The sequence below is a fragment of the Bacillus cereus group sp. N24 genome (assembly GCF_016483345.1).
GTDB classification, from domain to species: Bacteria; Bacillota; Bacilli; order Bacillales; family Bacillaceae_G; genus Bacillus_A; species Bacillus_A toyonensis.
The window spans coordinates 145,253-169,290 of the sequence record NZ_JAEHCA010000002.1 but is presented as its reverse complement, the minus strand read 5'-3'; the positions used below and the strand labels follow the sequence as shown (position 1 = coordinate 169,290).

Here is a 24,038-nt window from a genome sequence, read left to right as displayed (position 1 = left end):
AAATATGGCAGTTTTAGAAATAGTAAAGCATCCAAATGAAGTGTTAGAAACACCATGTGAAAGAGTAATTAACTTTGATAAAAAGTTAGTGAAATTGTTGAAAGATATGCATGAAACAATGTTAATGGCGGACGGAGTCGGTTTAGCTGCACCTCAAGTAGGGGTAAGCTTGCAAGTAGCAGTTGTTGATGTCGATGATGATACCGGGAAAATCGAGTTAATCAATCCATCAATATTAGAAAAACGTGGTGAACAAGTAGGTCCCGAAGGCTGTTTAAGCTTCCCGGGACTTTATGGTGAAGTGGAACGTGCAGATTATATTAAAGTAAGAGCACAGAATCGCCGAGGTAAAGTGTTTTTATTAGAAGCGGAAGGATTTTTAGCGCGTGCAATTCAACATGAAATCGATCATTTACACGGTGTTCTATTTACATCGAAAGTGACAAGATATTATGAAGAAAACGAATTAGAATAGGTGTTAAAAGGAGCGGTTTTTAAATGATTAAAGTAGTATTTATGGGAACACCGGACTTTTCAGTGCCGGTGCTTCGTCGTCTTATCGAAGATGGCTATGATGTAGTAGGTGTTGTGACGCAACCAGATCGTCCGGTAGGTAGAAAAAAAGTATTAACACCTACACCTGTTAAAGTTGAAGCGGAGAAACATGGTATTCCGGTGTTACAACCACTGAAAATTCGTGAAAAAGACGAATATGAACAAGTATTAGCATTAGAGGCGGATTTAATTGTAACAGCTGCGTTCGGTCAGATTGTACCAAACGAAATTTTAGAAGCGCCAAAGTACGGATGTATTAATGTCCATGCCTCTTTACTTCCAGAACTACGCGGTGGTGCACCGATTCATTATGCAATTATGGAAGGTAAAGAAAAAACAGGAATTACAATTATGTATATGGTAGAAAAATTAGACGCTGGTGATATTTTAACGCAAGTAGAAGTGGAAATTGAAGAGCGTGAAACGACGGGCTCGTTATTTGATAAGTTAAGTGAAGCCGGTGCACATCTTCTATCTAAAACAGTACCTTTATTAATTCAAGGTAAGTTAGAACCGATTAAACAAAATGAAGATGAAGTGTCATTCGCATATAATATAAAACGTGAGCAAGAGAAAATTGATTGGACAAAAACAGGTGAAGAAGTATACAATCACATTCGCGGATTGAACCCATGGCCAGTTGCATATACGACTTTAGCAGAACAAGTTGTTAAAGTATGGTGGGGAGAGAAAGTTTCTCTAGAAGCGAAAGCTGAACCAGGTACAATAGTTGGTCTTGAAGAAGATGGATTTGTTGTTGCAACAGGGAATGAAACAGGTGTTAAAATTACTGAATTGCAACCGTCGGGTAAAAAGCGTATGAGTTGTTCACAATTTTTACGTGGGACAAAACCTGAAATTGGCACGAAGTTAGGAGAAAATGCATGAGACAAAATGTTCGTGAATTAGCTCTTGATGGTTTAATTCAAGTAGAAAAAAGTGGTGCATATAGTAACTTACTTTTAAATAATCTAATTGAAAAAAATGCAATTGAGAGAAAAGATATTGGTTTATTAACTGAAATTGTATATGGAACGATTCAACGTCGTGACACATTAGATTATTATTTACAGCCTTTTTTAAAAAAGAAGGTTGAGGCGTGGGTAAGAGTATTGCTTCGCTTATCTTTATATCAAATGATATATTTGGACCGAGTGCCAGAAAGAGCGGCTATTCATGAAGCGGTTGAAATAGCAAAGCGTCGTGGGCATAAAGGGATTTCAGGCATGGTGAACGGAGTATTGCGTTCAATTCAGCGAGAAGGTGTACCTTCATTAGATGAAATCAAAGATCCAGTGGAACGTCTTGCAATTGCAACGAGTCACCCAGTTTGGTTAGTACAAGATTGGGCATCTGAATATGGTTTAGAGACAGCAGAGAAAATGTGTGAAGTAAACATGTTACCACCAGTACCTACAGCACGTGTGAACGTTGATAAAGTAACGGTAGAAGAAGCAATTGAGTTGTTGGCAAGTGAAGGAATAGAAGCAAAGTCTGGCGATTTGTCAGATGATGCAATTCAAATTGAAAGAGGGAATGTAGCGCATACAGAAGCGTTTAAAAAAGGGTTCCTTTCTATTCAAGATGAAAGCTCTATGCTTGTTGCACGTGCTTTAGACCCGAATGAGGGAGAGACAGTTCTTGATAGTTGTGCTGCTCCTGGTGGTAAAACTACGCATATAGCTGAGCGTTTAAAGGGAACTGGTAAAGTAATGTCTCTTGATTTACACGCGCATAAAGTGCGTTTAATTAAACAACAAGCAGAGCGACTTGGTCTAGAAAATATAGAAACAAAAGCTTTAGATGCTAGAAAAGTGCAAGAGCACTTTGCAAATGAAACTTTTGATAAAATATTAGTAGATGCACCATGTTCTGGATTTGGGGTAATTAGACGTAAACCTGATATTAAGTTAGGAAAAGATAAAGGCGATAGTGAAAGATTATCGACGATTCAACTTGCGATATTAGAAAAGATAGCACCATTATTAAAACAAGGCGGTCGTCTTGTTTATAGTACGTGCACAATTGAGAAAATAGAAAATGAACAAGTAATAGATAAATTTTTAAAAGAACATCCTGAATTTGAATGGGATACTACGATAAAAGAACGTATGCCAGAAAAATTAAGTCCGTATATTAATGAAGGTCAAGTACAAATTTTGCCGCATTATTTTGCAACGGATGGCTTTTATATTGCTTGTTTAAGGAAGAAGGTGTAGCATCATGGAAACGACTGTAAAAAAACAAAAGAAAAATGTAGAAACGAAAAAACCATCAATTTACTCTTTACAACTTCATGAAATGCAAGATTGGTTAAAGGAACAAGGAGAACCGAAGTTCCGTGCTGGACAAATTTTTGACTGGCTATATAAAAAACGTGTAAAAAATTATGAGGATATGTCAAACCTTTCTAAAGGATTGCGTGATAAATTGTCGAATTCCTTTGATATTACTACTTTAAACACGTTAGTAAAACAAACGTCTTCGGATGGAACGATTAAATTCTTATTCCAGTTATATGATGGATATTCTATTGAAACGGTATTAATGCGACATGAATACGGAAATTCTATTTGTGTAACAACACAAGTTGGTTGTCGTATTGGCTGTACGTTCTGTGCTTCTACACTTGGCGGGTTAAAACGAAACCTAGAAGCTGGAGAAATTGTAGCGCAAGTAGTAGAAGTGCAACGCGCGCTTGATGAAACGGAAGAACGTGTAAGTTCTCTTGTTGTTATGGGAATTGGAGAACCATTTGATAACTATGATAATTTAATGGGATTTTTACGCATCACTAACCATGAAAAAGGACTTCATATTGGTGCAAGACATATGACAGTTTCGACGAGTGGTATTATTCCGAAAATTTACAAGTTTGCTGAAGAAGAGTTACAAATTAATTTTGCGATTTCATTGCATGCTCCAAATTCAGAATTACGTTCAAAATTAATGCCGATTAACCGTGCTTATAAGCTACCTGATTTAATGGAAGCTATTAAATACTATGTAAATAGAACAGGGCGTCGTATTACATTTGAATATGGACTATTTGGGGGAGAAAATGACCAAGTTGAGCACGCTGAAGAACTTGCTGCGCTCTTAAAAGGTGTAAAGTGTCATGTGAACTTAATTCCGGTTAACTACGTACCAGAACGTGATTACGTACGAACACCACGTGAGCAAATTTTCTTATTTGAAAAAACGCTTAAAGATCGTGGAGTGAATGTAACAATTCGCCGTGAACAAGGTCACGATATTGATGCTGCCTGCGGTCAGTTGCGTGCGAAGGAGCGCAAAGAAGAGACGAGGTGACGAGATGAAAGCCGTGTTTCTATCGGATAAAGGGAAAGTTCGTCAACATAATGAAGATAGTGCAGGAGTTTTTCACAATTTAGATGGAAATATTTTAGCGGTAGTAGCAGATGGAATGGGAGGTCATCGAGCTGGCGATGTAGCTAGTTCGATGGCCATTCAATTATTCCATGATTATTGGAAGCAAACGCATAATATGAATGAGCCTAAAAAGGTAGAAGAGTGGTTACATACTAGTGTTGGAATTATTAATGAACGCATTTTTGAATATTCTAAACAACACGTAGAGTGTGATGGTATGGGAACAACGATTATCATAGCAATTTGTACGCCTAATTTTGTAACAATAGGTCATATAGGAGATAGTCGTTGTTATATGGTATCAGAGGGAATAATGTCGCTCGTAACGGAAGATCATTCACTTGTAAATGAACTTGTGAGACATGGTGAAATTTCAAAGGAAGATGCAGAATACCACCCGAAAAAAAATGTTTTGTTAAGAGCGCTAGGAACAGAAGAAAAAGTCGGATTAGATGTTAAAACATTGGTACTTGAAGAAGATGATCAATTGCTTCTTTGCTCTGATGGATTGTCTAATAAAGTCCCTATGACTGATATGCAACAAATTTTACAGTTAAATGAACAGCTCGAAGCTAAGGTGCAAAGTCTCATTCAATTGGCGAATGATCGTGGTGGAGAGGATAATATTACTCTTGTTCTTATTGATTATGCGGATTCGACAAACGAAAGTAGGTGAAGTGCAACGTGCTGATTGGAAAACGCTTAAATGACCGTTATAAGCTGCTAAAAATGATTGGCGGTGGAGGGATGGCCAATGTATATTTAGCTCATGATGACATACTCGGCCGAGATGTAGCGGTGAAAATATTAAGACTCGACTATTCCAATAACGAAGAGTTTATTAAACGTTTCCATCGAGAAGCGCAATCTGTTACAACGTTGTCGCATCCAAATATTGTGAATATGTATGATGTTGGAGAAGAAGATGGTATATATTATCTTGTAATGGAGTATGTACCTGGACAAACATTAAAGCAATACATAATTGAGCAAGGGATGTTACCTATAGGGGAAGCTCTTGATATTATGGAGCAATTAACATCCGCCATGGCACACGCTCATCATTTTGAAATTGTGCATCGTGATATAAAACCGCACAATATTTTAATTCGAGCTGATGGAGTAGTAAAAGTAACAGATTTTGGAATTGCGACAGCTACAAGTGCAACAACTATTACACATACAAATTCAGTACTTGGTTCGGTGCATTATTTATCACCAGAACAAGCGCGCGGCGGGATAGCAAATAAACAATCAGATATTTATTCGCTTGGTATTGTTATGTTCGAATTGTTAACAGGAAGACAACCGTTTTCTGGTGAATCTGCTGTTGCAATAGCTTTAAAACATTTACAAAGTGAAATACCGTCTCCAAGAAGATGGAATGAAAATATTCCGCAAAGTGTTGAGAATATTATATTAAAGGCAACTGCTAAAGATCCGTTCCATCGATACCAATCTGCTAATGCGATGAAACGAGATATTGAAACGGCTTTATATCCAGAACGAATTAATGAACAGCCATTTTACATACCAGAAGATATGGAAGCGACGAAAGCGATTCCAATTATCCAACAAGAACAATTATTTGAAAATGTAACTGATGAAACGATTGTTTTAAGTGGAAGTAAAGTGGATGAACCAAAAAGAAAAGAACATACTGAATTAGATAAGAAGAAAAAACGAAGTAATAAATGGATTAAGGTTTTAATTACGACATTTTTACTTTTAGCAATTGGAATAACATTAGCCCTTACTGTTATTCCGGGATTCTTTATTCCGAAAGATGTAAAAGTTCCTGATGTGGCTGGTATGAAATATACGACAGCTGTAAATAAATTGGTAGAAAAAGGTTTTGAAGTGACAGAACCTAATATTGTATATACAGATGATGTGGAAGCTGGAGATGTAATAAAAACTGATCCTGTAGCAGGAAGAGTAGTGAAGGAAAGTTCTAAAATTACTATCTATCAATCAGGTGGAAAAAAGAAAAGTAAAATGAAGGATTTTACAGGTCAAAACTTTGAGAGTGTAAAACCCGAGTTAGAAGAAAGATATAAACAGGTTACTGAAAATTATATTGAAAATGATAAACCAAAAGGTGAAATTGTAGAACAAATACCGACACCTGATCAAATGGTTGTAGAGGCGGAGCAAGAACTAAAAGTTTGGATAAGTAAAGGTCCTTATCAAAATAGACCAGGTGATTTTTCAAGATGGACTGAAAATAGTGCAACTGGTGATTTGAATGAGAGAAAATTAACTCCAGATATAAAACGAGAGTATTCAGATACGGTTGATAAAGGTCTTGTAATTTCGCAATCGCCAAAACCAGGAACTCCGTTAAAAGAAGGAGATAAAGTGACACTTATCATCTCGAATGGCCCTAAGCCGAAAGTAACAAAAACAGTGAAGGTGGATAACATTTCTATCCCATATGAGTCTTCTATAATAGGTGAGAAAAAACCGCAAACAATAGAAATTTATAAAGAAGATATGCAACAAAAGATGGATAGACCAATTGAAACTAGAACGATTTCAGAGTCGGCAACAATTTCTTTAGAATTTGTAATTCAAGAAGGCTCAAAGGGTCACTATAAAATCGTACGGGATGGAGTAACGATTATCGATAAGGAAGTACCATATCCAACTCAATAATAGTGAATTCCATTTTCTTTTTATAGAGAATGGAATTCATTACCCTTGCCTGTTATGCTGTCTACAAGGTGGACTGTATAACAGGCAAAAATATATGATTCAAAAAGCTATACAAGTGATATTGTTGTAAAAAATATTTCGAATTTGATGGTAGAGATTAAATATATGAACCTGGTTATATATTGGTGGGTTTTAAAATAATTGTTTAAAGAACTCTAGTCTATTCGTTTTAATTACAGCTTCACTTTATACAAAATAAAGGAGAATTATATGCCAGAAGGAAAAATTGTAAAGGCTTTAAGTGGATTTTATTATGTACAACATGAAGAAGGGATTACACAATGTCGTGGGCGTGGTGTATTTAGAAAAAATAAAATTACACCACTTGTAGGAGACCAAGTCGTTTTTCAAGCAGATAACCCAACGGAAGGCTACGTGCTTGAAGTATTTGATCGAAAAAATGAACTTGTTAGGCCTCCGATTGCTAATGTGGATCAAGCAATCCTTGTTTTCTCTGCAGTAGAACCAGATTTTAATCCTGGACTGCTAGATCGATTTTTAGTGCTGATTGAATATCATAACATTAAGCCGATTATTTGTATTAGTAAGATGGATTTAGTGGATGAAAAGATGCGAGAAACCGTTGAAGCTTATGCAAATGATTATCGTGAAATGGGTTATGATGTATTATTTACTTCTATAAATACATCGGAAAGTATTGCTATTTTAAAACCATTTTTAGAAGGTTGTGTTTCTGTCGTTGCTGGCCAATCAGGTGTTGGGAAATCTTCGATGCTTAACGTATTACGTCCGGATTTAGAACTAAAAACAAATGATATTTCCTCACATTTAGGACGCGGAAAACATACGACAAGACACGTGGAATTAATTGCAGTTGGAAGTGGACTTGTTGCGGATACACCTGGTTTTAGTTCACTTGATTTCATAGATATAGAGGTAGAAGATCTTACATATTGTTTTCCTGAGTTGAAAGAAGCGAGCCAATACTGTAAATTTAGAGGGTGTACACATCTTTCTGAACCGAAATGTGCGGTGAAAGCTGCGGTTGAAGAAGGAAAGATTACAGAATATCGTTATAAGAATTACCAACAATTCGTAGAAGAAATTAGAGAGAGAAAGCCGAGGTATTAGTTATGATTAAAATTGCACCATCGATCTTATCAGCAGATTTTTCAAAATTAGGGGAAGAAATTAAAGATGTAGAAAAAGGCGGAGCTGATTACATTCATGTCGATGTAATGGACGGGCATTTTGTACCGAATATTACGATTGGGCCATTAATTGTAGAAGCGATCCGCCCGATTACATCATTACCGTTAGATGTGCATTTAATGATTGAAAATCCTGATAACTATATCCCAACTTTCGCGAAAGCTGGAGCGGATATTATTACTGTTCATGTAGAGGCGTGTCCTCATTTACATCGTACAATTCAGTTAATTAAATCTCATGGCATTAAAGCAGGGGTTGTATTAAATCCACATACGCCAGTTTCGGTGATTGAGCATGTGTTAGAAGATATAGATATGGTATTACTTATGACGGTGAATCCTGGATTTGGTGGACAGAAATTTATCCATTCTGTATTACCGAAAATTAAACAAGTTGCAGAAATGGTTAAAGAGCGAAATCTAGAAGTCGAAATTGAAGTTGATGGTGGTGTCAACGTTGAAACGGCAAGACTTTGTGTTGAAGCAGGAGCAAATGTACTTGTAGCTGGATCAGCGGTATACAATCAAAAAGACCGCGGTGAAGCGATCCGTATCATTCGTGGATAATGAATGAACAGATCCCTATCCTAGTGAAGTTTCGGGTTTAGTAAGACTTCACTATTTAGACAGGATAGAGCGAAAAATATGTAAAAAGGCAATCTACCGAATGGCAGATTGCCTTTTTACAATAGAAGGGGAAGGAAAAATGATTATTCATATTTTAGCAGGAGGCCCTGCAGAATATTGCGCAGATTTTTCTCGATATGAAAATGAAGAAGTAGTGTGGGCGGCGGTTGATAGAGGAGTGTACCATTTACTAAAAAGAGGGATTACTCCATCTGTTGCGTTCGGAGATTACGATTCAGTAACTGAAGAGGAATTAGTATGGATGGGACAGCAAACAGATGAATTACATATTGTTCCACGAGAAAAAGATCAAACGGATTTAGAGATTGCAATTAGTTGGGCTTTAGAACAGAAACCCAAATTAATTCGTATTTTTGGTGCAACTGGTGGGCGGTTGGATCATGGTTTAGCAAATATACAGATGCTTTTAAAGGGTTTAGAAGCAAAAGTGGAAATGTGTATTGTGGATAATAAAAATGAAATTATGGTGAAAAAAGTTGGTACATATACAATTGGAATAAATAAAAATTTCCCCTATGTATCATTTGTGCCAGTTACTGAAAGTGTAGAAGGTATTACACTACAAGGATTTAAGTACCCTCTTACTAATAAAACGATAGAGTGGGGATCGACACTTTGTATTAGTAATGAACTCATTGAGGAAAAAGGTACTTTTTCATTCGCATCTGGCATATTAATGATGATAAGAAGCACTGATTGAAGAAACAATTTTGCTCCTTGCATCATATAGTGGGCAAGTGGAGTAAAGGGGATTAGGAGGGAAACCATGAGATTTTATACAATTAAGTTACCTAAATTTCTTGGTGGAATTGTTCGTGCGATGTTAAACACCTTCAAAAAAGACTAAAAAAAGCACCGATAATAGGTGCTTTTTCCATTGGTATAGTAAAAAAAGAGCCTAGCGGCTCTTTTTTTTATTATTAAACACGTTCGATTTTGCCAGATTTTAATGCTCTAGCAGAAACGTAAACACGTTGAACTTTACCGTCGATGCGTACGCGAACTTTTTGAAGGTTAGCGCCCCATTTACGTTTTGTAGCGTTCATTGCGTGAGAACGAGAGTTACCAGAACGAGCTTTTCTTCCAGTGATAGCACAAACACGAGCCATTTATATTTCCCTCCCTTGACACCTTACCATACGTAATTTTTCAATGTTAGTCTTTTTTGCGATGCTAAAAACACTACTATAATTTAACACAACTAAAAAGAGAATGCAACACTGTAGAAAAAAGAAATCAAGAAAAATTACTTGACACTATATGTAAGTGAAGAAAAGTTGAAATCAAGAAAATTTGCTTGACATATTATAGTGGTACATGTTGTATAATAACAATGGACTATTTTGCTCATCATAGAAAAGTGTAGTATAAAACATAAAATATGAGAGTGAAAAGAAAGAACGATGGAATTTTCTTTGAAAAGATTATATGATAGTAACTAAAGTAGTCTAGCTCACTTTCACCATTTATGAAGGGGGAAACGAGATGTCAATTGAAATTAAAACGAAGTACGGTCAAATTGATATTAGTACAGATGTAATTGCAACAATTGCTGGAGGTGCCGCGGTAGATTGCTACGGTATCGTAGGTATGGCATCAAAAAATCAGTTAAAAGATGGATTAACAGACATTTTACGAAAAGAAAACTTCACTAGAGGTGTTATTGTTCGTAAAGATGAAGATGAAGTACATATTGATATGTATATTATTGTGAGCTATGGTACGAAAATTTCAGAAGTAGCACATAACGTGCAGACGAAAGTGAAATATACATTAGATCAAACTGTAGGACTAGCAGTAGATTCTGTAAACATCTACGTACAAGGAGTTAAAGTAATAAACTTGTAATGTGCATTAAGGAGGAAAATCTGTGTCAATTCAAAAAATTGATGGGAAACGTTTATCACAAATGATCATGCAAGGAGCGAATAATTTAACAAATAATGTTCAGCTTGTTGATGCATTAAACGTATTTCCAGTTCCAGATGGCGATACCGGTACAAACATGAACTTATCAATGACTTCAGGCGCACGTGAAGTGAAAGCAAATCCTTCACAGCACGCTGGTAAAGTTGGTGTAAGTTTAGCCAAAGGATTATTAATGGGAGCTCGTGGTAACTCTGGTGTTATTTTATCTCAGTTATTCCGTGGTTTTTCAAAATCCATTGAACAAAAAGAAGAATTAACAACAGTTGATTTTGCTGCAGCTTTAGATGCTGGGGTAGAAGCGGCTTACAAAGCGGTTATGAAACCGATTGAAGGAACGATTTTAACGGTTGCAAGGGAAACGGGTAAATATGCAGTGACAGTTGCGAAAAAACAGCGCGACTTTGTTTTGTTTATGGAAGACGTTGTGAAAGAAGCCAATGCATCGTTAAATCGTACGCCAGATTTATTACCTGTATTAAAACAAGTTGGCGTTGTAGATAGCGGTGGTAAAGGTCTTGTTGTTGTATATGAAGGATTTTTAGCTGACTTAAAAGGAGAAACAATTTCTTCTGATGTGTCTGCCCAACCATCTATGAATGACATGGTACGCGCAGAACATCACCGTAGTGTACAAAGCCAATTGAGTACAGAAGATATAAAGTATGGATATTGCACGGAATTCATGGTGAAATTAGAGCCTGAAAAAATGAAGGAACATAATTTCTCTGAACAAAAATTCCGTGAAGATATTAGTGTATACGGAGATTCACTACTTGTTGTCTCAGATGATGAGGTTGTTAAGGTTCATATTCATGCGGAACATCCTGGAGATCCTATGAATTATGGGCAACGCTATGGTAGTTTAATTAAGATTAAAGTAGAAAATATGCGTGAACAGCATACCGCTTTATTAGATGAACCTACTATGGTTCCTGAGCAAACAACTCAATCGAAAGAAAAACAACCATATGGTATCGTAACTGTAGCTATGGGATCTGGTATTAAAACTTTATTTGAGAGCATTGGTGCAACGAAAGTAATCGAAGGTGGCCAAACGATGAATCCGAGTACGGAGGATATTGTGAAGGCGATTGAAGAGGCGAATGCTGAAAAAATCATCATCTTACCAAATAACGGAAACATCGTAATGGCAGCAGAACAAGCAGCGTCAGTTGTTGATCAAGAAGTTATTGTTATTCGTTCAAAAACAGTTCCTCAAGGTATGGCTGCAATGTTAGCATTTAATCCAGTTGGAACGTTAGAAGAAAATGAAGAAAACATGAAAGAAGCTTTATCTCATGTGAAAACGGGTCAAATTACGTATGCTGTTCGTGATACGGAAATTGACGGTGTAGCAATTCAAAAAGACGATTTCATGTGCATTGCAGATGGAAAAATCGTATCAACAAATGCTGAAAAAGTAGGAGCTGCAAAGCAATTATTAGAAGCACTGATTGATGAAGAGTCTGAAATCGTAACGATTCTACAAGGTGAAGATGCAACTGATGAAGAAGTAGCTGAGTTAGTTGCATTTGTAGAAGAGAAATTTGAAGATGCTGAAGTAGAAGTGCATGCTGGGAATCAACCAGTGTATTCTTTCATCTTCTCTGTAGAATAAAAAAGATTCGTTTTGAAAATAAATGGATCACTTACTTGCTAATGGATCAGAAGTAGTAATGTGAACGTTATTACTAGTTTTTATTCAAAAGGCTAGCATATGGAATAAAGAAAAGAGCCTTGCTGCTAATAGTGAGGCTCTTTTTTACTTGTTGTGTATAAGGGATTTGAGTAGTTTCTCTTAGAATGCCTATGATAGAATATATAAGGTGAAAGATAGCGATTGCAGATGTTAATTGATACTCAAATAGAGTGTAACAAAGAAAATAATGTGACGGAGTGTGAGAATCTTGAATGAAGTTGTACAAGTTCCTGTTACAGATGTAAAGGGAATCGGAGGAGAAACATCTGAATTACTACACGAGATGGGAATTTATACAGTTTCTCATCTATTAGAGCATTTTCCGTACCGTTATGAAGATTATGCGATGAAAGATCTTGCTGAAGTGAAGCATGATGAGCGTGTAACAGTTGAAGGGAAAGTTCATAGTGCTCCGTTACTACAATACTATGGTAAGAAAAAATCACGTCTTACAGTTCGTGTTCTCGTCGGTCGTTATTTAATTACGGCTGTATGTTTTAATAGACCTTACTATAAGCAAAAGTTAAATTTGGATGAAACGGTAACGATTACTGGTAAATGGGATCAACATCGTCAAACAATTGCTGTATCAGAGCTTCATTTTGGACCGGTTGTTCGTCAACAAGAAGTAGAGCCTGTATATTCAGTGAAAGGAAAGCTTACAGTAAAACAGATGCGCCGTTTTATTGCACAAGCGCTAAAGGAGTATGGAGATTCTATAGTCGAAGTGCTACCAGATGGTTTGTTAAATCGGTATAAATTATTACCACGTTATGAAGCACTCAGGGCGTTGCATTTTCCGGTAGGGCAAGAAGATTTAAAGCAAGCTCGTCGCCGTTTTGTATATGAGGAGTTTTTCTTATTTCAGCTAAAAATGCAAACACTAAGGAAAATGGAGAGAGAAAATTCAAAAGGTACGAAGAAGGAAATCCCGTCAACAGAATTACAAGAATTTATCGATGCACTTCCGTTTCCGTTAACTGGTGCACAGCGCCGGGTGGTAGATGAAATTTTAAAGGATATGACATCTCCTTATCGGATGAACAGGCTGTTGCAAGGTGACGTTGGTTCTGGGAAAACAGTTGTTGCTGCGATTGGTCTCTATGCTGCAAAATTAGCTCATTATCAAGGTGCTTTAATGGTTCCTACAGAAATTTTAGCCGAACAACATTATCAGTCGCTTGCGGAGACGTTTTCTCATTTCGGTATGACGGTTGAACTGTTAACGAGTTCTGTTAAGGGTGCGAGACGTCGGGAAATTTTGGCAAGATTAGAGCAAGGAGAAGTAGATATCCTTGTTGGGACGCACGCTTTAATTCAAGATGAAGTTATATTTCATAGGTTAGGTCTCGTTATTACCGATGAACAGCATCGATTTGGTGTAGCGCAGCGCCGGGTTTTACGTGAGAAAGGTGAAAGTCCAGATGTATTGTTTATGACGGCAACCCCAATTCCGCGAACGTTAGCTATTACGGCATTTGGAGAGATGGACGTTTCTATTATCGATGAAATGCCAGCTGGTAGAAAGGTAATCGAAACGTATTGGGCAAAACATGATATGTTAGACCGTGTTCTCGGCTTTGTGGAGAAAGAGATAACAAAAGGAAGACAGGCATATGTTATTTGTCCTCTTATTGAAGAGTCTGAGAAACTTGATGTACAAAATGCTATCGATTTACATAGTATGCTGACTCATCATTATCAAGGTAAGTGCCAAGTTGGATTAATGCATGGGAGACTATCATCTCAAGAAAAAGAAGAGATAATGGGACAGTTTAGTGAAAATAAAGTGCAAATTCTTGTTTCGACAACAGTTGTTGAAGTAGGTGTGAATGTACCAAATGCGACTGTTATGGTTATTTATGACGCGGAGCGTTTCGGTTTATCGCAGCTTCATCAGCTCAGGGGGCGTGTTGGGCGTGGTAGTGAGCAATCATATTGCTTATTAATTGCAGACCCGAAATCAGAAACAGGAAAAGAAAGAATGCGTATTATGACTGAAACAAATGATGGATTTGTATTGTCAGAAAAAGATTTAGAGTTACGAGGTCCTGGGGATTTCTTTGGAAGTAAGCAAAGTGGTCTACCAGAATTTAAGGTTGCTGATATGGTACATGATTATCGGGCGTTAGAAACAGCGAGACAAGATGCGGCGATACTAGTTGATTCAGAAGCGTTTTGGCACAATGATCAGTATGCTTCGTTGCGTACTTATCTTGACGGAACAGGTGTGTTCCAGGGAGAGAAGCTCGATTAAAGGTAGTCTGCAAAAGTTTTTGTTGCATTCTACTTTTAATGATTATATACTACTGTTAGTACCTAGTCATAAAAATGGATGGTGCGGTATGAAAAAGAGAAGAAGTAAAAAAGAAAGACAAGAATTATTACAACAAACGATAGAAACGAATCCTTTTATAACGGATGAAGATTTAGCAGAAAAATTTCAAGTGAGCATACAGACTGTTCGTCTGGATCGTATGGAGTTATCTATTCCTGAATTGAGAGAACGAATTAAGCATGTGGCTACAAAACAACATGAAGAAGATGTGAAATCTTTACCGTTAGAAGAGGTTGTCGGAGAAATTATCGATATAGAATTAGATAGACATGCGATATCTATCTTTGAAGTAAAGGTAGAACATGTATTTAAAAGAAATCAAATTGCTCGTGGGCATCATTTGTTTGCGCAAGCAAACTCACTAGCTGTTGCAGTTATTGATGAAGAATTAGCTTTAACTGCAAAGTCTACCATTCGATACATTCGTCCTGTAAAATTAGGAGAACGTGTAGTTGCAAAAGCACGCGTTGAAGATGTAGAGAATGATAAAGGACGGACGGTTGTCAAAGTGCGTAGCTTTGTTGGAGAAGAACTTGTTTTTACAGGCACTTTTGAAATGTATCGATCTAGTAATAATAGTGAGGAAGGTAACAACTTATGAAAATCGCAATAGATGCAATGGGCGGAGATCATGCTCCAAAGGCTGTAGTATTAGGAGCAATGAAAGCTATTAAGGAATATTCAGATTTACATATTACGTTAGTAGGGAAAGAAGCAGAAATCCGTCAATACTTAACGAGTGAAGAGCGAATTACTATCCTTCATACAGACGAAAAAATTGAATCGACAGATGAGCCAGTAAGGGCGGTTCGTCGAAAAAAACAAGCTTCAATGGTACTAGCAGCGCAGCAAGTGAAAGATGGTATTGCAGATGCTTGTATATCAGCAGGTAGTACAGGGGCTTTAATGGCAGCAGGATTATTTGTTGTCGGTCGTATGGAAGGGATTGAACGACCAGCTTTATCACCGACAATGCCAACTGTTGATGGAGAAGGTTTTGTTATGTTAGATGTTGGAGCAAACGTTGATGCAAAACCAGTTCATTTATATCAATATGCAGTGATGGGTTCTGTTTACGCAGAGAAGGTAAGAGGAATTAAAAACCCTCGTGTTGGACTTTTAAATGTTGGAACAGAGGATGGAAAAGGAAACGAGCTTTCAAAACAGGTCTTTGCTATGCTCAAAGATGCACCAATTAATTTTGTTGGAAACGTTGAATCAAGAGATTTATTGCAAGGTGTAGCAGATGTTGTTGTGTGTGATGGTTTTACAGGGAACGTAGCTCTAAAATCACTAGAAGGAACAGCGCTTGCGCTATTCTCTATGTTAAAAGAGCAATTAATGAGTTCGTTTACGAGCAAATTAGCAGCAGCGGTATTAAAACCAAAACTTATGGTATTAAAAGATAAAATGGATTATTCGGAGTATGGAGGAGCGGCATTGTTTGGATTGAAAGCTCCTGTCATTAAGGCTCACGGTTCTTCAAATGACCAATCGATATTTAGTGCGATTCGTCAAACGAGAGAAATGGTAGCGAAAGAAGTAATTCCTACAATTTCAAGTGTAATGGAGAAGGAGCCGCTTCAATAAGAGGAGGATTTGAAATGGGAAAAATAGCATTTCTTTTTCCGGGCCAAGGTTCACAGGCAGTTGGAATGGGTAGACAGTTAGCAGAGAATAATAACGAGGTTGCGAAAGTGTTTGCGAAAGCAGATGAGGTGCTACAAGATTCACTTTCAGAGGTGATTTTTGAAGGGCCGCAGGAAAAGCTTACATTAACGACAAATGCACAACCTGCATTATTAACAACGAGTTTTGCTATTTTGACAGCTTTGAAAGAGTATGACATTACACCTGATTTTGTAGCAGGACATAGTTTAGGTGAATATAGCGCTCTTGTGGCAGCTGGTGCTATAACTTTTGAAGATGCTGTATATGCTGTAAGAAAACGTGGCGAATATATGGAAGAAGCCGTTCCTGGTGGGGAAGGGGCAATGGCAGCTATTTTAGGTGCTGATCCAGATATGCTGAAACGAGTTACAGAAGAAGTAACAAGTGAAGGGTATGCAGTACAGATTGCAAACATGAATAGTACGAAGCAAATTGTAATTTCTGGAACAAATCAAGGGGTAGAACTTGCTTCTCAAAGAGCGAAAGAAAATGGTGCTAAAAGAGCAATTCCGCTTAAAGTAAGTGGACCATTTCATTCCTCTCTTATGAAGCCAGCTGCTGAGAAGTTTCAAAGTGTGTTAAATGAAATTACAATTCAGGATACGAATATTCCTGTTATAGCAAATGTTACAGCAGATGTTATTACACGTGGTGCAGATATTCAAGAGAAGCTAATTGAACAACTTTATTCACCTGTATTATGGTACCCATCTATTGAAACTATGGTGAAACAAGGTGTGGATACATTTATTGAAATTGGACCTGGAAAAGTACTTGCTGGGCTTATGAAGTCGATTGATTCATCAGTGAAAGCATATGCGATATATGATGAAGCGACATTAAAAGAAACCATTTCAAATTTGAGAGGAGAAAACTGATGTTAAAAGGGAAAGTAGCATTAGTAACTGGTGCTTCACGTGGAATTGGTCGCGCGATTGCAATCGATTTAGCGAAACAAGGGGCAAATGTAGTAGTAAATTATGCTGGTAATGAACAAAAGGCGAATGAAGTAGTAGATGAAATCAAGAAATTAGGTTCAGATGCAATTGCGGTAAGAGCAGATGTTGCAAATGCTGAAGATGTTACAAATATGGTGAAACAAACAGTAGATACATTTGGACAAGTCGATATTCTTGTAAATAACGCCGGCGTAACAAAAGATAATTTATTAATGCGTATGAAAGAAGAAGAATGGGATACAGTTATTAATACAAACTTAAAAGGTGTATTCTTATGTACAAAAGCAGTATCTCGTTATATGATGCGCCAACGTCATGGTAGAATAATAAATATTGCTTCTGTTGTTGGTGTTGTAGGAAATCCAGGGCAAGCTAATTATGTTGCTGCTAAAGCTGGTGTAATTGGATTAACAAAAACATCAGCAAAAGAATTAGCAAGCCGAAATATAACTGTAAATGCAATTGCTCCTGGATTTATTGCAACTGATATGACGGACGTATTAGATGAAAATATAAAAGGTGAAATGTTAAAAGTTATTCCGGCTGCACAGTTTGGTGAAGCGCAAGATATCGCGAATGCTGTAACGTTTTTTGCTTCGGATCAAAGCAAATATGTTACAGGACAAACGTTAAATGTTGATGGTGGAATGGTAATGTAATAAAAGAATCGATTTCATCTAGTTTTTTTGGACAATATTTAATATAATATTTGAGGGGAGGTGAATGGAATGGCAGATGTTTTAGAGCGTGTAACAAAAATCATCGTTGATCGTTTAGGTGTAGAAGAAACTGAAGTAGTACCAGCTGCAAGCTTTAAAGAAGATTTAGGTGCAGACTCCCTAGATGTAGTAGAACTTGTAATGCAATTAGAAGATGAATTCGAAATGGAAATTTCTGATGAAGATGCTGAAAAGATTGCTACTGTTGGCGATGCTGTGACTTACATAGAGAGTCATCTATAATGCTTAAGTGAAGTCCCGTTATTTAGCGGGGCTTTCTCGGCTTATATCTGGAGGGACCTATGCCGTACCGAAAATATAGAGAAAAAAAATACGAAACAAAATATCGTGAAGCGTTTAAAGTGTTTCAAGAAAAGATAGGTATTACGTTTACAGATGAAAAATTATTGACTCAAGCATTTACGCATTCATCGTATGTGAATGAGCATCGAAAAAAACCGCATGAAGACAATGAGCGTCTCGAATTTCTTGGAGATGCAGTATTGGAACTTACTGTATCGCAGTATCTGTTTCAAAAATATCCGACAATGAGCGAAGGAGAGTTAACAAAACTACGTGCAGCTATTGTATGTGAGCCATCTCTTGTTCGTTTTGCAAATGAGCTGTCATTTGGAAGCCTTGTTTTATTAGGGAAAGGTGAAGAAATGACAGGTGGACGTGAACGACCAGCTTTATTAGCGGATGTCTTTGAAGCGTTTATTGGTGCCCTTTATCTTGATCAAGGGCTAGAAACAGTTTGGGGATTCTTAAAAGAAATTGTGTATCCGAAAATTAATGAAGGTGCTTTTTCTCATGTGATGGATTATAAGAGTCAATTGCAAGAGTTGATCCAGCGTGATGGTAGTGGCAACATTGAGTATCAAATTTTGCAAGAAAAAGGACCAGCCCATAATCGAGAATTTGTGTCACGTGTTACATTAAATAATGTAGCGTTAGGTCTTGGTAGTGGTAAGTCGAAAAAAGAAGCAGAGCAACAAGCTGCTGCAGAAGCATTGAAAAAATTAAAAGAACAACTATAAGGAATCCCCCTTTGAATAGGGGGATTCCTTATGCATAGAATGAAACTTTTCTTTTGTAGATAAATGAGAGGAAAGTAAATCCGTATTATAGCTTGGTTTCGTACAGACAGCGTATATAACAACGGAGAATAGGAGGAAGACCTTTCGTGTTTTTAAAAAGATTAGAAATAGCAGGATTTAAATCTTTTGCTGAGCGTGTATCTGTCGATTTTGTTCCAGGTGTTACGTCTGTAGTAGGGCCTAATGGGAGCGGGAAAAGTAATATTACTGATGCAATTCGCTGGGTACTTGGTGAACAATCTGCAAAATCATTACGTGGTGCAAAGATGGAGGATGTTATTTTTGCCGGTAGTGAAACGAGGAGAGCGGTTAATGTAGCTGAAGTAACATTAACTTTAAATAATGAAGATCAACGTTTACCGATTGAATATAACGAGGTGAGTGTAACGCGCCGTGTATCTCGTTCAGGTGATAGTGACTTTTATATAAATAAACAATCTTGTAGATTGAAAGACATTATCGATTTATTTATGGACTCTGGCATGGGAAGAGAAGCCTTTTCAATTATTAGTCAGGGGAAAGTGGAAGAGATTTTAAGTAGTAAATCAGAAGAACGTCGCGGTGTATTTGAAGAAGCGGCAGGTGTGCTGAAATACAAACTTCGTAAAAAGAAAGCTGAAGGGAAATTAGCGGATACACAAGAAAACTTAAATCGTGTACAAGATATTATTCATGAATTGAGTATTCAAGTAGAACCGTTAGAGAGACAAGCTTCTATTGCGAAAGATTATCTCGAGAAAAAAGAAGAGTTAGAGAAAGTAGAAGCTGCGCTTATTGTACATGAAATTGAAGAATTGCATGAGAAATGGGAAGCGCTTCGAAGTCAGTTTGGGCATAATAAAAACGAAGAAGCTAAAATGTCAACGCATTTACAAAAAAGTGAAGAAGAACTTGAGGAATTACGTGGACAATTACAAGCGGTAGATGAGTCTGTAGATTCCTTGCAAGAAGTTCTTCTTCTTTCTAGCAAAGAGCTAGAAAAATTAGAAGGACAACGTGAGCTGTTAAAAGAGAGGAAGAAAAATGCTACGACGCATTGTGCGCAACTTGAACAGTTAATTGTTGAATTGACAGAAAAAGCTAAAAGTTATGATGGTGAAATTGAATCAAGTACAGAAGTGTTAATGCAATTTGTAGATCAAGTAAAAGAATTGGAGAGAAATTTGCTTGATAATGAACAACTGCTTGCAACTTTTGCGGATAATTTAGAGGAACAGATTGAGAATTTAAAAGGGGATTATATTGAACTTTTAAATCAACAAGCTAGTCAGCGTAATGAATTATCTATGATTGAAGAACAGTCTAAACAGCAAAACTCTAAAAATGAACGTCTTGATGAAGAGAATGCGAAATATGTAGAAATACGTATGGAAATCACAGAGAAAAAGACGAAACTTGTTGAAAGTTATGAACAAGTGAAAGAAAAAATAGCTGGTATCATTTCGAACATACAGAAAACAGAAGCGGCGCTTGGGAAATGTAAGGCGCAGTATAGTGAAAATGAAACAAAACTGTATCAAGCATATCAATTTGTACAACAGGCGCGCTCACGAAAAGAAATGCTAGAAGAGATGCAAGAGGACTATTCTGGTTTCTACCAAGGTGTACGTGAAGTATTGAAAGCTAGAGAAAATAGGTTGCAAGGTATCGAGGGTGCTGTTGCGGAACTGTTAACGGTACCGAAAGAATATGAAGTTGCAATGGAAATTGCTCTAGGTGCAGCAATGCAGCATATCGTCGTACAAACAGAGGAACATGCTCGTAATGCAATTGCATTTTTAAAGCAGAATAAACATGGACGTGCAACGTTTTTACCGCAAGCTGTTATTAAAAGTAGATCGTTATCATTTGAACAGTTACGTGTTGTGAATCAACATCCATCGTTTGTAGGAGTAGCGGCAGAACTTGTGCAGTACAATAATAAATACGAGAATGTCGTTTCGAGCCTATTAGGTACAGTTGTTGTTGCGAAAGATTTACGTGGTGCAAATGAATTAGCGAAACAATTACAATATCGCTATCGTATTGTAACACTTGAAGGTGACGTAGTGAATCCTGGGGGTTCAATGACTGGTGGAGCTGTAAAACAGGCGAAATCTTCTTTATTAGGACGTCAGCGTGAACTTGAAGAATGGACTAAAAAGCTCACTGATATGGAAGAAAAAACAACGAAGCTAGAAAACTTTGTTAAAGCAGTAAAGCAAGAGATTCAAGAAAAAGAAGTACAAATACGCGAACTACGCCAAGGTGTAGAAATTGAGCGTGTAGATGAACAAAAATTAAGAGAAGAAATTAATCAATTAGAATTAGAAGAACATCGAATTAATGATCGCTTATCTATATATGACTTAGAGATAGAAGGATTTTTACAAGATCAAGTGAAAATGCAAGGACGTAAAGGAGAGTTAGAAAAGATTTTAGCAACTCTTCAAGCAGAGATTTCGGAATTAGATAGCAAAATCGTCGCGTTAACGAAACAAAAAAGTGAGCAACATTCTTCAAAAGAAAAAGTTCAGAAGGAAATGACTGAGCTGAAAGTACAAGCGGCTGAACAACAACAACGTTTGTCTAATCAAAAAGAAAAAGTTGAACGATTAACGAAGGAAAAAGAAGAAACTGATACAACACTTGTAAAAACAAAAGAAGATTTAGCATTCTTAAAGCAAGAAATGACATCTAATTCAAGTGGTGAAGAACAAATTACGAATATGATTGAGAAAAAAGCATATGATCGTAATCAAACTTCAGAATTAATTCGCTCTCGCCGTGAACAACGTGTATCATTACAAGAGAGAGTGGAGCATTTAGAACGCAATGTGAAGGAAACGTTAGGCAAACATAAATATATTCTTGAGTTGTTGAAAGATCAAGAAGTGAAAATTAACCGACTTGATGTTGAGTTGGAAAATAGATTGCAACATTTACGTGAAACATATACGATTTCATTTGAAGCAGCAAAACTAAAGTATACAATGACAATGCCTGCAGAAGATGCGCGTAAAAAGGTGAAATTAATAAAACTATCCATAGAAGAGTTAGGTACAGTAAACTTGGGTGCAATTGATGAATACGAGCGAGTAGCGGAACGTCATACGTTCTTACTAGAGCAACGAGATGATTTAGAAGAAGCGAAAGCGACATTGCATCAACTTATTACTGAGATGGATGAAGAAATGAAAAAACGTTTTTCTACTACTTTTGAAGGGATTCGAACGGAGTTTCAATCTGTATTCACTGAATTATTCGGAGGCGGTAGAGCGGATTTAGTAATGACGGATCCTGGAGACATATTAAATACTGGTATTGATATTGTTGCACAACCACCAGGAAAGAAATTGCAGAACTTAGGTTTACTGTCAGGTGGAGAACGTGCTTTAACGGCAATAGCGCTTTTATTTGGTATTTTAAAAGTACGCCCAGTACCATTCTGTGTACTAGACGAAGTAGAAGCGGCTCTAGACGAAGCGAATGTTGCTCGTTTTGCGCAATACTTAAAGAAATTTAGTGATGAGACGCAGTTTATTGTAATTACACACAGGAAAGGTACAATGGAAGAGTCTGATGTATTGTATGGTGTAACGATGCAAGAATCAGGTGTATCTAAGCTTGTTTCTGTTCGTTTAGATGACGGGGAAGAACTTGTGGCGAGTAAATAGGAAGGATGGGAAGCATGAGCTTTTTTAAAAAACTTAAAGAAAAAATTTCAAAACAAACGGATACAGTAACAGAGAAATTTAAACATGGATTGGAAAAAACGAGAAATTCATTTGCGGATAAAGTAAATGATTTAGTCTATCGTTACCGTAAAGTAGATGAAGATTTCTTTGAAGAGTTAGAAGAGATTTTAATCGGCGCAGACGTAGGGGTTTCGACTGTAATGGAATTAATTGATCAGTTGAAAGAAGAAGTGCAGCGCCGAAATATTCAGGACCCAAAAGAAGTACAAGCTGTTATTTCGGAAAAGTTAGTTGGCATTTATAAAGGTGACAGCGATTTTAGTAATGAAATCAATATGCAAGAAGATCAATTAACAGTTGTTTTATTTGTAGGTGTTAACGGTGTAGGGAAAACGACGACAATTGGTAAACTGGCACATAGATTTAAATCAGAAGGTAAGTCAGTCCTATTGGCAGCAGGAGATACGTTCCGTGCTGGCGCGATTGAACAATTAGAAGTATGGGGCGATCGCGTTGGTGTAGAAGTCATTAAACAAGGGTCTGGTTCTGACCCTGCAGCGGTAATGTATGACGCTGTACAAGCTGCAAAAGCGCGTAAAGTAGATGTATTACTATGTGATACAGCAGGACGTTTGCAAAATAAGGTGAACTTAATGAAAGAGTTAGAGAAAGTGAAGCGTGTAATTGAGCGTGAAGTACCAGGAGCTCCTCATGAAGTGTTACTAGTTATTGATGCAACAACAGGTCAAAACGGTTTAAGTCAAGCGAAAACATTCCGTGAAGCAACGAATGTTACTGGTATTGTTTTAACGAAGTTAGATGGAACTGCTAAAGGTGGTATCGTATTAGCAATTCGTAACGAAATGGATGTACCGGTGAAATTTGTTGGCTTAGGAGAGCAAATGGATGATCTGCAGCAGTTTGATCCAGAACAATATGTGTATGGTTTATTTGCAAATTTAGTAGAAACAGAAGAAGTATAAATGAAAGAAGCGGTATTACCGCTTCTTTTTCTATAAAAAATAAGTGATGTTAAGAAAAAAACTTGACACTCTTTTATACTCCATGTAAACTAATTGATGTAAAGGGAAATCACTTAACAAAGGATGATCCAACATGCTCGAGAAAACAACGAGAATGAACTATTTATTTGATTTTTATCAATCGTTGTTAACGCAAAAACAAAGAAGTTATATGTCGCTTTATTATCTAGATGATTTATCTCTTGGTGAAATTGCGGAAGAATTTGATGTAAGTCGCCAAGCCGTGTATGATAACATTAAACGGACTGAAGCGATGCTTGAAGAATATGAAGATAAATTAGTATTACTTCAAAAGTTTCAAGAGCGACAGCGACTTGTTGCAAAGCTAAAACAGCTAATCAGCGAAGAAGAGCATGTGAATGAAGAAATGAAACAAGTTGTTGAAGCTATCGAAAAATTAGATTAGGAGGGCGGCAA

General features: G+C 37.0%; 23 protein-coding genes. 22 read left to right on the top strand and 1 reads right to left on the bottom strand.

Annotated elements, in window-relative coordinates; all coding sequences use genetic code 11:
• Positions 1 to 4 precede the first annotated feature (4 nt).
• The 10 genes from def to spoVM all read left to right on the top strand — a co-directional run bounded on the left by def (position 5) and on the right by spoVM (position 9,333).
• Positions 5 to 475, top strand: coding sequence for a peptide deformylase (gene def / locus JDS95_RS03790; protein ID WP_000279472.1), 471 nt, complete (start codon positions 5 to 7; stop codon positions 473 to 475).
• Positions 476 to 498: 23 nt separating this feature from the next.
• Positions 499 to 1,443 (top strand): methionyl-tRNA formyltransferase, encoded by a 945-nt coding sequence (gene fmt / locus JDS95_RS03785; protein ID WP_000598800.1) that lies wholly within the window; start codon positions 499 to 501, stop codon positions 1,441 to 1,443.
• Complete coding sequence (gene rsmB / locus JDS95_RS03780; RefSeq protein ID WP_085450623.1) at positions 1,440 to 2,774, top strand: 16S rRNA (cytosine(967)-C(5))-methyltransferase RsmB; 1,335 nt, start codon at positions 1,440 to 1,442, stop codon at positions 2,772 to 2,774. Before fmt ends, rsmB begins: the two co-directional genes overlap by 4 nt.
• Positions 2,775 to 2,778: 4 nt before the next feature.
• Complete coding sequence (gene rlmN / locus JDS95_RS03775; RefSeq protein ID WP_000450536.1) at positions 2,779 to 3,867, top strand: dual-specificity RNA methyltransferase RlmN; 1,089 nt, start codon at positions 2,779 to 2,781, stop codon at positions 3,865 to 3,867.
• A 4-nt stretch (positions 3,868 to 3,871) separates the two neighbouring features.
• Positions 3,872 to 4,624 (top strand): Stp1/IreP family PP2C-type Ser/Thr phosphatase, encoded by a 753-nt coding sequence (locus tag JDS95_RS03770; RefSeq protein ID WP_000648688.1) that lies wholly within the window; start codon positions 3,872 to 3,874, stop codon positions 4,622 to 4,624.
• Positions 4,625 to 4,632: 8 nt separating this feature from the next.
• Positions 4,633 to 6,606 (top strand): serine/threonine protein kinase PrkC, encoded by a 1,974-nt coding sequence (gene prkC / locus JDS95_RS03765; RefSeq protein WP_000904738.1) that lies wholly within the window; start codon positions 4,633 to 4,635, stop codon positions 6,604 to 6,606.
• 270 nt (positions 6,607 to 6,876) lie between these two features.
• Positions 6,877 to 7,758, top strand: coding sequence for a ribosome small subunit-dependent GTPase A (gene rsgA, locus JDS95_RS03760; RefSeq protein WP_001113944.1), 882 nt, complete (start codon positions 6,877 to 6,879; stop codon positions 7,756 to 7,758).
• Between the two features lie 2 nt (positions 7,759 to 7,760).
• Positions 7,761 to 8,405 (top strand): ribulose-phosphate 3-epimerase, encoded by a 645-nt coding sequence (rpe, locus tag JDS95_RS03755; protein WP_000589968.1) that lies wholly within the window; start codon positions 7,761 to 7,763, stop codon positions 8,403 to 8,405.
• Positions 8,406 to 8,505: 100 nt separating this feature from the next.
• A complete protein-coding gene (locus tag JDS95_RS03750; protein ID WP_002039429.1) occupies positions 8,506 to 9,186 on the top strand; it encodes a thiamine diphosphokinase in 681 nt (226 codons plus the stop codon).
• A 66-nt stretch (positions 9,187 to 9,252) separates the two neighbouring features.
• Entirely contained in the window at positions 9,253 to 9,333 is an 81-nt protein-coding gene (spoVM, locus tag JDS95_RS03745) for a stage V sporulation protein SpoVM (protein ID WP_001213599.1), read from the top strand.
• Positions 9,334 to 9,406: 73 nt separating this feature from the next.
• On the opposite strand, the gene rpmB is transcribed toward spoVM, so the two are convergent.
• Positions 9,407 to 9,595, bottom strand: a complete 189-nt coding sequence (rpmB, locus tag JDS95_RS03740) for a 50S ribosomal protein L28 (protein ID WP_000124776.1) — start codon at positions 9,593 to 9,595, stop codon at positions 9,407 to 9,409.
• Between the two features lie 376 nt (positions 9,596 to 9,971).
• On the opposite strand from rpmB, the gene JDS95_RS03735 reads away from it, so the two are divergent.
• The 12 genes from JDS95_RS03735 (at position 9,972) to JDS95_RS03680 (ending at position 24,027) form a co-directional block, all read left to right on the top strand.
• Positions 9,972 to 10,334, top strand: coding sequence for an Asp23/Gls24 family envelope stress response protein (locus JDS95_RS03735; protein ID WP_000021109.1), 363 nt, complete (start codon positions 9,972 to 9,974; stop codon positions 10,332 to 10,334).
• Positions 10,335 to 10,356: 22 nt separating this feature from the next.
• Positions 10,357 to 12,033: a DAK2 domain-containing protein gene (locus JDS95_RS03730; RefSeq protein WP_000027119.1), complete on the top strand. Its 1,677-nt coding sequence runs from the start codon at positions 10,357 to 10,359 to the stop codon at positions 12,031 to 12,033.
• A gap of 289 nt (positions 12,034 to 12,322) precedes the next feature.
• Positions 12,323 to 14,371: an ATP-dependent DNA helicase RecG gene (gene recG, locus JDS95_RS03725; RefSeq protein WP_144467046.1), complete on the top strand. Its 2,049-nt coding sequence runs from the start codon at positions 12,323 to 12,325 to the stop codon at positions 14,369 to 14,371.
• Positions 14,372 to 14,459: 88 nt separating this feature from the next.
• Complete coding sequence (fapR, locus tag JDS95_RS03720; protein ID WP_000747351.1) at positions 14,460 to 15,053, top strand: transcription factor FapR; 594 nt, start codon at positions 14,460 to 14,462, stop codon at positions 15,051 to 15,053.
• A complete protein-coding gene (gene plsX / locus JDS95_RS03715; RefSeq protein WP_000684090.1) occupies positions 15,050 to 16,042 on the top strand; it encodes a phosphate acyltransferase PlsX in 993 nt (330 codons plus the stop codon). The genes fapR and plsX overlap by 4 nt, the downstream gene beginning before the upstream one ends.
• A 14-nt stretch (positions 16,043 to 16,056) precedes the next feature.
• A complete protein-coding gene (gene fabD, locus JDS95_RS03710) occupies positions 16,057 to 17,001 on the top strand; it encodes an ACP S-malonyltransferase (RefSeq protein ID WP_000515917.1) in 945 nt (314 codons plus the stop codon).
• On the top strand, positions 17,001 to 17,741 hold the full coding sequence (fabG, locus tag JDS95_RS03705) for a 3-oxoacyl-[acyl-carrier-protein] reductase (RefSeq protein ID WP_000911780.1): 741 nt from the start codon (positions 17,001 to 17,003) through the stop codon (positions 17,739 to 17,741). The genes fabD and fabG overlap by 1 nt, the downstream gene beginning before the upstream one ends.
• 69 nt (positions 17,742 to 17,810) lie before the next feature.
• On the top strand, positions 17,811 to 18,044 hold the full coding sequence (gene acpP, locus JDS95_RS03700; protein ID WP_000786062.1) for an acyl carrier protein: 234 nt from the start codon (positions 17,811 to 17,813) through the stop codon (positions 18,042 to 18,044).
• 59 nt (positions 18,045 to 18,103) lie between these two features.
• Positions 18,104 to 18,841 carry a ribonuclease III gene (gene rncS / locus JDS95_RS03695; RefSeq protein WP_001146877.1) on the top strand — a complete coding sequence of 246 codons (738 nt, stop codon included), beginning with the start codon at positions 18,104 to 18,106 and terminating at the stop codon, positions 18,839 to 18,841.
• 146 nt (positions 18,842 to 18,987) lie between these two features.
• Positions 18,988 to 22,557 carry a chromosome segregation protein SMC gene (gene smc / locus JDS95_RS03690; protein WP_000479008.1) on the top strand — a complete coding sequence of 1,190 codons (3,570 nt, stop codon included), beginning with the start codon at positions 18,988 to 18,990 and terminating at the stop codon, positions 22,555 to 22,557.
• 14 nt (positions 22,558 to 22,571) lie between these two features.
• Positions 22,572 to 23,561, top strand: a complete 990-nt coding sequence (gene ftsY, locus JDS95_RS03685; RefSeq protein WP_000007643.1) for a signal recognition particle-docking protein FtsY — start codon at positions 22,572 to 22,574, stop codon at positions 23,559 to 23,561.
• Between the two features lie 133 nt (positions 23,562 to 23,694).
• Complete coding sequence (locus tag JDS95_RS03680) at positions 23,695 to 24,027, top strand: putative DNA-binding protein (RefSeq protein ID WP_000891061.1); 333 nt, start codon at positions 23,695 to 23,697, stop codon at positions 24,025 to 24,027.
• Positions 24,028 to 24,038: the final 11 nt, after the last annotated feature.